A 13,468-nucleotide genomic window follows, 5' to 3' on the forward strand; every position below is an offset into this window, starting at 1 on the left:
GTTTTTCTTTTTATCTGAAATTGAAAACAATATTACATGATTTTTATTTATCATGTAGCTTTATGGAATTGCTTTGATAGTAAACCTAAAGAATAATTTAATTATGAATCCAATAAATTATATAACGGCTGACGAAGCGGTGCAATGCATTCAATCCAACCAGCGCGTCTATTTGCATGGCAGTGCAGCGACACCGGTTTGCTTGATAAATGCTCTTATCAAACAAAAAGAGCGGTTACAGCAAGTGGAATTGGTCAGCATTTCATTGAAGGAAGTTGATTTAAATGATCCTGCTCTTGAAGGTCATTTTTATATTAATTCATTATTTGTATCTGAAAGCAATCGAATCGCTGTTAATAGCAATCGTGGAGATTACATTCCGGTTTTTTTAAGTGAAATTTCTCAATTGTTTACCCGAAATATTCTTCCATTGGATGTGGCTATAGTCCATGTTTCTCCCCCGGATAAACATGGGTATTGTTCATTGGGTCCTTCTGTAGATATAGCCAGGTCAGCAGTACAGAATGCTAAAAAAGTAATCGCCCAGGTAAATCCAAACATACCACGGGTGCATGGGGATGCATTTGTCGACATACGTCGTTTTGATGCCCTGGTTTGGGTGGAAGATGCTTTACCGGAAGTGCGTTATGATTTAACGGCCAGTGAAACAGATCAGAAAATTGGAAAGCTGGTTGCTGGCATGATTGAAGACGGGGCCACCTTGCAATTAGGGATTGGGAATATACCCAATGCCGTATTAAACAATTTGGCAAATCACAAGGATCTCGGATTGCATACCGAAATGTTTTCAGATGGGGTGATTCCATTAATTCAAAATGGAATTATTAATAACAGTAAAAAGAAAATCATCCATGGCTACAATGTAACTTCATTTATCATGGGGAGCCGTAAATTATATGACTTTGTTGATGATAATCCAATTGTAAAAGCACTGGATATAAATTATGTCAATGATCCATACATCCTTTCACAAAATCCAAAAGTTACAGCAATTAATAGTGCCATTGAAATTGACATCACCGGACAGGTTTGTTCGGATTCTATAGGGACACTGCAATATTCAGGCATTGGCGGCCAAATGGATTTCATTCGCGGTGCGGCTCTTTCTGAAGGAGGAAAACCAATTATTGCACTGCCTTCAGTAACATCCAAAGGGCTTTCGAGAATTGTCCCGGTTTTAAAAGAAGGGGCTGGCGTGGTTACAACACGCGGGCATATCCATTGGGTGGTAACAGAAAATGGTCTTGTCAATTTATTTGGAATGAACATGGAACAACGAGCAAAAGCGCTGATTAAAATTGCACACCCGGATCATCAGGAGCAATTAAATCGTTATGCATTTCAGCGATTTGGGAAAAATTAAATAATTATAATTGGATTTTAAAATGGACTTATAATTTAAATCCAATACCTACTCCGAAATCATATGTAAAATTTCGTATCCAATTCGTTGGACCTAAAGTAATTCTAGGACTGTTCTCAATATTATAGGCACTCGGTACCCCATAAGTTAGAGAATGGAGTAAATCTAATCTAAATTTATTAGAATTGAAAATATTCCATTCTAATAAATATGTAAGTCCATAATCTACTCTTTTAAAATGATAAAAAAATCTTGGCCTAGTATTGGCAAGAAAGCCATAAGATTGAATTGAAAATCCGAAATACACTCCGGGAGAAATGGAAACCTTCTTATTGTAAAACTGAAAACTATAATAAACCGGAATTGAATAATATTTCAATTTAAAGTAAATATCTTTTATATGTAAATATGCTCCTTTTGAATCAATATTTAATTGGACATTTAGCTGATTCCAAGAATTTATTGGAAATTTTATGCCTAAACCGAAACCATATGAGTTAATCTTCTTCAGTGTCCCAGTTGAATTTTGATCTTTCAACATTGATTCCCCAATTCTAAAATTTATACCTACTATTTTTTGACATATTGTTGTATAACAACTAAACGAAAGTATAATTAAAACAATATATTTCACCATCAATTGAAATAATAAAGGATTTCGAAATTAATGTTTTATCATTTTTTAAAGCTGGGATTGCATAATTTCAATTATAATAATTACTTGTGTTTGTTTTATATTATCTAATAAAACTTAAACATTTTAAGTATTTCTAAAATGCAGAAATGCTCAATTTAATACTGAAGATCGGATCCTTTTTCAAATCAATCTTAGTTTTTAATAAAACAAGAGTTTAAAAAAGTTTGATTCCTCCCTATCCACTTAATGTAATACAGCCCGGATGCAAATTGCGAAACATCCAATTCCAATTTTTGTAAACTGTTAAGCTGTTTTGAATTTATTCTTTTTCCCATTGCATCGTAAAGAATAAATGCTAAAATCTCGTTTTGAATGGAGGGATCTAGTTCGATTTGCAGTAAGTTTTTAACAGGATTTGGGCTCAATTTAATTTTAGATTTATTTTTCAAAACAAACTGATCGGAATTACTTACTAAACTGTCTTCGTAAATCCAAACTTTACCATCTCGTGTTGCCATAAAAACCTTATTGCCGTCAACGGCAAGAGATCCCTGGGAGGTACCATCATTTTGTCCTGTAATGCCAATATTAAATGGGATCCAGTGGATGCCATCGAAAGATGTATAAATTCCAATTTGAGAGGCACCTGTTGATGATCCGGAATGAAAAAAGATTTGACCATTTGTTGTAGTAACTATTTTAGAAACCTGCTGTCCGGTTTGAATTAAATAGTCCGGAAGTCCTTTAATTTCAGTAACAGTTTGTGATTTATAATCGGCAAATCCCATTTTATTTTTCCAGTTGAGTGCCCACATATTTACGCCGGACCAAATCAGGGCATTGTCTTTCGTAAATCCAAGGGCGGCTACATTTCCACTTATGGAAAGGGGATAATATAAACTGGTAGTATCTTTTTGATTGGGATCATTTGTCTGACATGTAAAAATATCAGCAGGGTGCCAGGACTTTCCTTCATCATCAGAAAAAATTACACCGGCTGTTTCGGTACCGGCATAAATTCTGCCATTGCGATCTATTGCAATTGAAAAAATAGCCCCGTTGGAATCGGAATTATTTAAAGCAGATGGATAATAACACGGATGCGCGGATTTTACTGACTTGCTGTCATAAAGAACTTCATAAGTATTTCCATCATCTGTTGATTTATAGATATAAGCCCAACGAGTTCCAACATAAATAGTTCCGTTTTCTGAGGTTGCTATGCAATGTCCACCAAGTGAAGGAGTAACAGTTGAAGTAGCAGTATCCCAATGATCCGTTAGTTTGTTATATTTAAACAACCAGGGCTGTGTATTATCACTTCTGTATATTCCTACAATCGCTTCATTTTTTCTATTATAACCAAGTGCAACAATATTATTTTGAATCGTACTGGGTCTGGGAATTTTAGGCAATGCAGTAAATTGACCCATAGCATCTTGTGTGTTGGCTTTAAAAACGAGGCCTAAATTGGTACCGGCTCCTAATAAACTGTAAAAAATATCGTGATTTGGTGCAACGACCATTCTTGGATAAACCCCGGTGGGTAATCCATCTGCCCATAAGCGCCAACTGGGGTTTTGTGCGAAACCCACTCTAAAAAAGCCTACTATAAATATTAAACTGAGGAAGATGTAGCGCACGCCAAGAGATTTAATTCACAAGATATAAATAATAAGAGAAACCTGGAAGTACAAAGGTATTTATTGGATTTATAAAGATTGCTTAGGATCGTTTCATGTTTATTAAATTAAGTTGGGTTGTTGTAAAAAGTTAGCTATTGTTTGATGATGAATGGAATGAATTTATTTAAGTATTTATTAATTTCAATAGTTTCAACAGCACACTGATAAATTATCAAGGCTAATTTTTAATTCTGATTTTGAATAAAATTCCATGAATAAATTCAATTAGCTTATTTTAGCCGATCTTAACAAACTTATGAAAACTCAAGCGATACTGGTTAAATCATTTTTATGGGCGCTGTTCCTTGTGGTAGCAGCAATTTCAAGCTGGGAATTTTATCTGCGTAAAAGTGGCTATACTATTTCATACGATGACGGCAAAGAATTTTGGGCGCATCAACGACGTAAAGTATATCAACCCAAAGACAAAACAACTGTTTTTATAGGGTCTTCCCGTATTAAATATGATCTAGATGCTGAGACCTGGTTTCAGGAAACCGGTGAGATTCCGGTACAATTAGCGCATGTTGGATCTACTCCTTTGCCAGTTTTGCAGGATCTGGCAAATGATGAAAATTTTAAAGGGAAACTGATTCTTGATATCACCGAAAAATTGTTTTTTAATTTTGGAACCAATCCTTATAAAAGGCCCCAGGATGGAATTAGTTATTTAAGTGACGAGACGTATGCTCAAAAAATGTCTTTTTATGTTGATCAGGCCTTGCAATCGTATTGGGTATTTTTAGATAAGGAAAGCTTTACACTCAATCCCTTGATTGATAAATTACCCATTCCAAGAAGAAAGGATGTTTTTGTACTTCCGGTTTTTCCAAGAGAATTTGAGCGAGTCAATTCACATCGTCAATCCTATATGACAGATCGATTTGCGGCAGACACAGCAGAAACAAAAGTCGTGCAAAACATTTGGAAATTGTACGGAGATATGGGAAAGAAAAAACCACCACCAACTGCATTTCAAATTGATTCGTTGTTAGGTATTGTTAAAACCTGCGTAGATAAATTGAAGAGCAGAGGAGTTGAGATCGTTATAACACGTACCCCTTCAACCGGAGATGAATGGAATGTTGAAAAAATAATTTTTCCAAGGGAGAAATTTTGGAAACGTATTCTGGATACCACACAGCTAAAAGGAATTCATTTTTATGATTATCCGGAATTGACCAGCCTTCGTTGTCCGGAATATTCACATTTGGATTTGGCTGGTGGAAAGGTTTTTACTAAAAAATTAAGTGATGTATTGAGGCAAGATTGTGGATGGAAATTCCAAAAAGTTAATTAGCAATTTCATTACAACAATTCATCACGATTAATCTAACAATTTATGGTTTTTAACTCGCTCACTTTTATAGTTTTTTTTATTATTCTGTTGGGTTTGCATTATGCACCTTTTTCTTGGAAAGTAAAAAAAGTCAATTTACTTGTTGCCAGTTATATTTTTTATGCAGCCTGGAATCCTGTTTTCATTTTGTTATTATGGCTTTCAACGGTAGTTGATTTTTTTGTTGGCAGGGCCTTGTATGAACAAAACGATCCGGTAAAGAAGAAATTACTTTTAGTAATTAGTTTGATTGGTAATTTAGGGATGCTCTGTTTTTTTAAATACGGTGGATTTTTATTGGATAATTTTGTAGATCTGGTCAATTTGATTGGATGGGATTTTCATCCTGCCAAGCCAAACATCATTTTACCGGCAGGTATTTCCTTTTATACGTTTACTACTTTGTGTTATACCATAGATATGTACCGAAAGGAAAGTCAACCGGTTAAATCTCTCTTGGATTTTTCATTATTCGTTACTTTTTTTCCGCATTTAGTTGCAGGTCCAATAGTAAGACCCCCGCAATTAGTGCCTCAATTTGAAAATCCGAAAGCCGCTACCCGAAGCCAATTTATTGATGGTTTGTTTTTACTCTCTTTAGGTCTATTTATGAAAGTGGTATTAGCAGATAGTTTCTTGGCACCAACAGCCAACGATGTATTTGATTCAAAAGAAAGTCTGCTGTTTTTAGATGCATGGATGGGTGTTTTTGCTTTTTCAGGTCAGATCTTTTTTGATTTTGCCGGATATTCAACGTGTGCAATTGGAGTCGCCGCTTGTTTAGGATTTGTACTCCCACAAAATTTTAAATACCCTTATGCTGCAATTGGTTTTTCAGATTTCTGGAAACGCTGGCACATTACCTTATCCCAATGGTTGCGTGATTATTTATACATCCCTTTGGGAGGAAATAAAAACGGCAAAATGCAAACCTACATCAATTTAATGTTGACCATGTTGTTAGGTGGTCTATGGCACGGTGCCAACTGGACCTTTGTAGTCTGGGGTGGATTGCATGGGATTTATTTAGCAGTGGAGCGATTTTTTAAAACACACAATCACAACCATCATGCTCTTCATGAAGTGCAATCCGATCAATTAAATACCCATCAATTTTTCAGTTTAAATTTTTTAAAGGCGCTGGGTACTTTTATGTTAATCAACATTACCTGGGTCTTTTTTCGGGAGCAGGATTTTAGTGGTGCCTGGATGATGTTGCAATCTATGTTTGGATTTAGTCATGAAGCAAAAGCACTGATCAATGCCATTGATCTCAGTAAAGTATCGATTATTACCTTTTGCATGCTCATCACACATTGGTTATTTAGAAATACAAACGTTCTAACAGAATTTAAAAAATGGCCCTGGTGGTTTTCCGGATTTATTTGGGCATTTTTAGTGTGCATGATCTTATTAAGTCAGGAAAGTACCAGCAGTTTTATTTATTTTCAGTTTTAGGATTGATTCTGTTTAAAGTGGTCCCACCTGGGCTCGAACCACTAAACTTAAATAAACAGCATTGAACATTAATAAACACATTGTTAAATAATTATATATTATTTTAAATGGCATATTCTTGATGATTTGCTCACATTCCTCGATTTTTTGATTATCTGAGAGTTTTGTTTCCATATACCTGCTTAAATCAGGATCAATTCCATCAATGGATTCAATATTAAAGACATTGTAATACCTTATGAATCGCAAACCTTAATATCCTCTCCTTTTAGCAATCTTGACTAGGCATCTATTTGATCAAGGGTATTGTCGTCAATGTCTTTATAGACAACTTTAAAGAATACTACTTGAACAGCTTCTGATCCTTTTTTATTACTTCTTCCAAGTTCTTTAACCTGGTTGAATGTCAAAAAGTATGGTATCGGATATCCGGTATTATTCATAAGAAGGTAATTTATGCCGGTATAAATTCTACCGGATAAATAATTACGGGCTAGGCCATAGCTTGACCAGAGTTTCTTCCAAGGAACTACTCCTTTTTCAATCAAGGCAATGATTCGGTTGGTCACTTCTTCATAAAATGAAATCTGTTGAACCTTTGGTTCAGTTGTTGTTTTCATTTTTGTAAATTTTAAAATTGAAAAAAATTGTTAGAGTCTGCCTTCATCTGAGAAGGAATAGAAGCCTTGTTGTGGAGCAAGGATTAAATGATCAACTACTGGAGTTTCCAATATCAATCCACTTTGTTTGAGTCTTAGAGTTAATTCCAAGTCTTGATTACTTGGTTTCAGATTTCCTGATGGATGATTATGTGCAATTATGATGGATGTTGCAAAAATTTGAACAGCGATTCCAAAGATGATTCTTTGATCTGCTACTGTTCCAGCAAGTCCACCTTTACTAGCATGAAAAATCCCTTTAGGTTTATTTACTCTATTTAGGTAAATAGCATAGAATTCCTCCAGCACTTCAATGTCATTGCTCCAATGTTCCCGAAATACCTTTTCGGCATCTTTGGATGAACTAATGGTTGGTTGCTCTGAAATTGGAATCTTATTCCGGTACACAATTCCAATTTCGGCGACTTGCCATACAAGGCCGGACTCTTGATTGAGTTTCTTTTTCATTCTTACTGGTTTTAATTGTCAAAAAACATTTAAAGCCAGTGTATAGGAGTTGGATTAAAAGACCGAGACGACAGAAATTGCCAGAATGACAAACAAAAGCACAGGTCAAGAATGGCTCCTAGGATAATTTCTAGTTATTCAATCATAAAATGCAATAATTCAATCAATAAATAGGGATACTTAAAAAATTATTTCCTCAATCTAAAAATTTTAGTTAAAAAATTTGCTTTTTAATTTTAAATTATTAGATTTGCCTTAACAAGGAATATAATGGAATATTAAATCGGATAGTAATTAGAGCGTCAGAAACACCTCAAGAATTTAGAGAACAACAATTGCTATTTTATACCCTGAACTAATTCAGAATTTACTTTTTAGCTCCTGTCTGGCTTAGATAGGTTTGACTTGAATAATTATAAATGGAACAAATAATTTTCGAGTTAAAAAAGTTAGGCAATTAAGTGGTTAGAACGTTTTAATTTATTATTTTAAAGTTATACGATATGAAACAAATATTTTCAAAGTCTATTAGACTTCTTTTTTACATTCTATTTCTTGGTCTTCAAATGCAAATGGATATTTTTGCTCAGTGTGGAAATAATACAATTTCCGAAGTCTCACCGGATGGAACCACTGAGGATTTGACATTTTCATCTCTTACGATAAGAGTATATTTCGTACTTATAAGAAAAAATGACGGATAGGGTGATATTCAAGAGTCAATTTTGCCTGGAATTATGTCTGAGTTAGCGAATAATTACACAACTCCTTATAACATTACTTTTGTACAAGGCTGCACTCAATTTATTGATAGCACTGCGATGTATGAAGATGGATCAATATTGGCAGGACATTTGACAACATTTGGTGTAAAGTATGGAACTGGTTTAGGTATTACAGTTTTTATTCAAAAGGAAGACTGTGAATGTAGTGATAATATACAGGGCCAAGCTGGAACAAATCCTGTTTTTCCTCAACCATATTGTTGGTTTAAATATGCGGCTAATACCAATATTGCATCCCATGAAATTGGCCACACTTTAAATCTTTATCATACAGATTTTATGGGTTTCAATAAACCTTGCGTTGGAATTACCGTGCATGATACAACTAGGGGAGATTTAGTAGCAGATACACCAATTGATTATAAGCATTCAGAGCCAGTAGTGTCTTGTGCGTGGGATACGGCTCAATGTAGAAACAGATTTCCAAATCCTTGTTTAGATAGTTGTGGCGGATTCTTAATTGATGTTGATCCAACAATAATTATGTCTAATATTGATTACTCTTGTACTGATCATTTTACAAGTGGACAAGCTAGCAGAATGAAAAAGAGTATCATAAATAACACAAACGGTACTTTTTTGATCTGGAGGATGCCGATGATACTATCTCAGTGAATACCACTATTTCAACCCCAACTCGATTCGCTAGAAATGTAATTGTTGAACCCAAAGTTGCTCTTGTTATTGAGTCAACTGTTTATATGCCACAGAAAGGTAGAATTATTTTACAACCTGGAGCCATTTTGAATATAAATGGTGGTTCTATCACTTTAGGTACTTTCCCTGATATATGCAATGAAAGAACAGGAGACCCTAGATTTTGGTATGGTATTGAAATGCAGCTTTCTACGACTAGTTCATACCCAAAATTGTATTGCACAAATGGGACCATCGAGTTTTCAGAAATGGGAATTCATAATGATTCTAGTAGAGCAGCAGGCAACTTATTTGTTAATATATCAAATGGGACATTTAGGAATAACAAACATAGCATTCATATTCTTAGAGGGCCATATATTGGCGCAACACCAATTTTTATTAATAAGACAAGGTTTTACATTGATAATTCTTTTCCACTCTCTTATTACTATACGCAAGTGAAAATTGATAATTCTAAAATTAATTTTGATAGTTGTAAATTTGATAATCCTTCTACCAAGCACCCACTAGATTCTAATTCTTATTGCATCAAAGCAATGGGGGCTACATTAGAAATTCAAAGAACAACCTTTAAAGATAGCTTATATGGTGTGCAGGTTCTTTCGGCAATCTCACCAGTAACAGTAAATTTAACCAAGAGTAAGTTTAGTAATATGTTTGTAGGAGTTAATACTACTGCTGGTGTTAACAATTATTCAATAACAAAAGACACTTTTGATACATCCTGGAAATATGGAATCCTTAGTACCGGATGCACCGGGTATAATATTAATAACAATTTATTTAATAATTCTGGTTTCTATAACAATTCTGTGGGAATTTTAATGCAGGAATCAGGAACGGCTGAGAATTATATTCAAAAGAATGTCTTCTCTTATCTTAAATATGGCGATATTGCTCAAGGTCTAAATGGAGATGACAATTTTGGATTACAGTATCGGTGTAATACTCATTTCAATAGCATTTCAAAAGATTTTTTATTCCAAGGAAAGGTTTCAGGATTCCAGGGTTCAAGACTTAATGCTGCAGGAAATACCTCTGATGGTTATGTTTCATTTGATCTGACTAGCCCTGATGTAAGTAAAATTAACTACTATTATCGAGACATTTCTGGGGAGAGACCTACTTCTACTCCATCAAGTAAAATGAACAAAGTAATTACAGATACGCTTAATTGTAAATTGATTGGAAAGCCTGACAGCGCGAATCATTTCCAAGTATATACGCCATTTAAGGATACTGTAATTATTAGGCAAGATTTATATGTTGATTCAATTGATGGCGGAAATACATCTACTTTGCTTTCTAACATTGCTAATGCAACTATTGGAACAGCTAATAGTGTATATTTTGGAGTGATATCAAAATCTCCTTGGCTTAGCGCGGATGTGGCACTTGCTTTATACAATCGAAATGACCTTTATGATTCTTCAAAGAGAGCTCAGATATTGTATAAAAATCCAGACTTGTTTAGATCAGGTACTTTTAGGTCAGCTGTAGCCAATGCATCTAATCCTTTACCCACATCATCATTAGAAGCGTTAGATACATTGACTAATTATACCACATCAAGAACCAATCTTGAGACTGAAATATCTGACTTACACCAAGAGATGAGTGCCCTATGTTTTGATAAATTAAACGAACTTAAAATGGACACGATAGATAATTCAGATAGTATAATTGTTTGGTTGGAGAGAGCAGATGATTATGGATCTCGAAGAGAGCTGGTTGAAGTGAATTATTTGAATGGAGATTTTACAAATGCGTCTTCTGCACTTTCCGATTTAGGAGGATTAAATGGATTAACTGAAGCGCAAACTTCCGATGTCGAAGGACTTGGCGATCTTCTCCCATATTTGATTGATGTTCGGAATGATGATAGGTATGAAGGAACTCTAAATGATACCGAAATAGTTTGGATGATTGATTTTGTAAATGACAACTCAAATCAAGCTGGAGACGAGGTTAAATCTCTTTTGAAATTCTATTATGATATTGATATTAACGGTTTTGAAAATCTTAGGGGATCGCATGTTAATGAACATGGAATACCTGAGGACAATGTAACAATATCAAAAGTAAAAGTCGTTTCAGATGGAGTAAATATTTATCCGAATCCAAGTAAAGACGAATTATTAATCTCATTACCAACAAATGAGTTAGAATGGGAAATAGTTATACTTGATTTAAATGGAGTAATTTTATCGAAATCAATTACAAGTTCATTTAATCATATAATTGATCTATCTAAAATGACAACTGGTGTTTATTTAATCCGTTTAACCAATGGAAAAGGAGAAAATATTAGTCGTAGAATCCAGATCTTCAAGTAATGAAATTACTTTGAACATAATCGCATAAATATATTCGCTTAATATAAAATACTTAAATACCAATAGATCGGGATAAATAATTGGATACAATAGCTTATATTTATCCCGATTTAATTTATTTTAAGGAACGATGAACCTAAAAATTATTATTTTATTATTTATTTCTTTGGGAACTATCCAGAGTCAAGATTTCTTTAGTCGTATATATACGGTACCAGAGGATAGAACAGGGTTTGTAAATCAATGGCCAAATTGGCTAAGTGCCATTTTCCCCACAGACTCATTAATTTATGCTTTTGGTTATTCGGCAGATACTACTTACAAAGAAATATATGGCACAGCATTTTATGTTTTTGATTGGCATGGTAATTTGTTGGATTATTATCACATAAAAGACGACGATGTTTATAATTATTTTTATCCAGAAGGAATACAAACTTGGGATGGAATCACTTTTTACACTGGTTTTAATCTTAGAAATAAGCAAGAGTCAATTTTAAAATTTAATCGTATTACGAGAGAACAAAAGGTTTTTGAAATAAAAAATCTTCTTTATAATAATGGCGCGATACTAGACAATAACCTATCAGCAGATCCAAGAGGTTATTTAATAACTGCAAGTAGGGTAGAAACAGGTATTCCAAATCAATGGAGAAAAGTTCAAGTAACAAAAATTGATACTTCAGGAAAAATTATTTGGCATACAATCATTGGTAAAGAACCTATTACTACTTTTACCAATTACCCTAATTCTACTTATGTTGATAATGATGGTTTTATTTATGTTGGAGTTGGTTACACGGATGACTTTGGGTTAGGATCTCCTTCAACTTATGAAAGTATATTTTATAAATTGGATTCTGATGGAAATTTGGTAAATAGTATTAATTCCAAACCATCACAAGGGTTTTTTGAAATTTATGATATAGCTCAAAATGAAAAAGGCTGGTTTTACCTTTCGTCAAATTATAATTATAATGAATCTCCAACCTTTCCTACTGGAAATAGAGGTTATGGTATTGTCCAAATTTTAGATTCCACTCTTAAATTTAAAGGTTTTATTAAACTAAATATTGATCCTCTTTATCGAGGTCCATCTTGGAATGCCAGTTTTGATAAAATAATCAGAACTAATAATAAAGATGGGTTTCTATTAGCTGGTTCACTTCCATTTAGGGATACAATATTTGAATATATTGATTCCACTCAGAGTTATGACACAATTTATTGGAGTCACCATATTTTAAATTTAGTCAAAATAAATGATACAAGTAAAATTGAATGGAAAAGAACTTATCGCATACGAAATGGCAAAGATGACGGATATATTTATGATATAAAATCTTGTCCAACCGGCGGGTATATTTTAGCGGCTTCTTCATATTTAGATGATGCTTATGAAAAATATAAAGAGCCTTATTGGATGCCTTGGCTAATTAAGGTTGATGATGACGGATGCTTTATCCCAGGATGTGGTTTAGTAAATAATATTGATTTTCAATCTCAGATAGATAATGAGATAATATTTTATCCCAATCCGGCGAGTAAATATATTGTTATTTTAAATTCAAGTGAAATTAATGTTATTTATAGTATATATACTTTAGAAGGAAAATTTGTTGACAAATTTAGTTCACAACAGCAGGGGGAACAAATAATTATCCCTCTTTCCAATTACTTGACAGGAGCTTATTTTATAAAAGCTAGCTTTCAAAATGGACATATTGTATCTAAAATATTTTTTAAAGAATAAATGATTAATTACCCATTTAATAAAGTAGTTGCACTAAACATCCTGCTGGGCTTGCCATCAATCATTTACTTTAAATAAATCTTATAGTTTGAGAGATTAATAAAATTCTCGAATTCAAATTCCGTATGCATTTCTTTTACCATCAACATTGCATCTTCTGTGCCTATGTCTTCCCATACAGATAAATTGTAATGAATTTTAGAAACAATTTCGAGGTTTAAAAGCAATTGGCTATAAATTTCAAGTAATAAATAAAATTCTATTTACCTTCGGATATGTTTATTAAAGTTCAACTTTGTTTAAT

General features: G+C 33.6%; 10 protein-coding genes. 6 read left to right on the forward strand and 4 right to left on the reverse strand.

Going from position 1 to position 13,468, the window contains the following annotated elements:
• Nucleotides 1–103: 103 nt before the first annotated feature.
• Nucleotides 104–1,384 carry an acetyl-CoA hydrolase/transferase family protein gene (locus IPK91_11340; protein ID MBK8297849.1) on the forward strand — a complete coding sequence of 427 codons (1,281 nt, stop codon included), beginning with the start codon at nt 104–106 and terminating at the stop codon, nt 1,382–1,384.
• 28 nt (nt 1,385–1,412) lie between these two features.
• On the opposite strand, the gene IPK91_11345 is transcribed toward IPK91_11340, so the two are convergent.
• Together IPK91_11345 and IPK91_11350 are read right to left on the reverse strand one after the other, a co-directional pair.
• On the reverse strand, nt 1,413–2,021 hold the full coding sequence (locus IPK91_11345; GenBank protein ID MBK8297850.1) for a hypothetical protein: 609 nt from the start codon (nt 2,019–2,021) through the stop codon (nt 1,413–1,415).
• Between the two features lie 191 nt (nt 2,022–2,212).
• Nucleotides 2,213–3,664, reverse strand: a complete 1,452-nt coding sequence (locus IPK91_11350) for a T9SS type A sorting domain-containing protein (protein ID MBK8297851.1) — start codon at nt 3,662–3,664, stop codon at nt 2,213–2,215.
• A gap of 298 nt (nt 3,665–3,962) precedes the next feature.
• Here IPK91_11350 and IPK91_11355 point away from each other — a divergent pair, with 298 nt between their 5' ends.
• Together IPK91_11355 and IPK91_11360 are read left to right on the forward strand one after the other, a co-directional pair.
• Complete coding sequence (locus tag IPK91_11355) at nt 3,963–5,006, forward strand: hypothetical protein (GenBank protein MBK8297852.1); 1,044 nt, start codon at nt 3,963–3,965, stop codon at nt 5,004–5,006.
• A gap of 42 nt (nt 5,007–5,048) precedes the next feature.
• On the forward strand, nt 5,049–6,503 hold the full coding sequence (locus IPK91_11360) for an MBOAT family protein (protein ID MBK8297853.1): 1,455 nt from the start codon (nt 5,049–5,051) through the stop codon (nt 6,501–6,503).
• Nucleotides 6,504–6,784: 281 nt separating this feature from the next.
• Here IPK91_11360 and IPK91_11365 read toward each other — a convergent pair whose 3' ends face one another.
• Nucleotides 6,785–7,123 carry an ArdC family protein gene (locus IPK91_11365; GenBank protein MBK8297854.1) on the reverse strand — a complete coding sequence of 113 codons (339 nt, stop codon included), beginning with the start codon at nt 7,121–7,123 and terminating at the stop codon, nt 6,785–6,787.
• 30 nt (nt 7,124–7,153) lie between these two features.
• Nucleotides 7,154–7,630: a JAB domain-containing protein gene (locus tag IPK91_11370; protein MBK8297855.1), complete on the reverse strand. Its 477-nt coding sequence runs from the start codon at nt 7,628–7,630 to the stop codon at nt 7,154–7,156.
• 737 nt (nt 7,631–8,367) lie between these two features.
• Here IPK91_11370 and IPK91_11375 point away from each other — a divergent pair.
• From IPK91_11375 to IPK91_11385, 3 genes are all read left to right on the forward strand, one after another.
• On the forward strand, nt 8,368–9,030 hold the full coding sequence (locus IPK91_11375) for a hypothetical protein (GenBank protein ID MBK8297856.1): 663 nt from the start codon (nt 8,368–8,370) through the stop codon (nt 9,028–9,030).
• Nucleotides 9,027–11,411 carry a T9SS type A sorting domain-containing protein gene (locus tag IPK91_11380; protein ID MBK8297857.1) on the forward strand — a complete coding sequence of 795 codons (2,385 nt, stop codon included), beginning with the start codon at nt 9,027–9,029 and terminating at the stop codon, nt 11,409–11,411. The genes IPK91_11375 and IPK91_11380 overlap by 4 nt, the downstream gene beginning before the upstream one ends.
• A 130-nt stretch (nt 11,412–11,541) precedes the next feature.
• Nucleotides 11,542–13,164, forward strand: coding sequence for a T9SS type A sorting domain-containing protein (locus tag IPK91_11385; GenBank protein ID MBK8297858.1), 1,623 nt, complete (start codon nt 11,542–11,544; stop codon nt 13,162–13,164).
• Nucleotides 13,165–13,468 lie beyond the last annotated feature (304 nt).

The organism is Saprospiraceae bacterium (assembly GCA_016712145.1).
Lineage (GTDB): Bacteria > Bacteroidota > Bacteroidia > Chitinophagales > Saprospiraceae > Vicinibacter.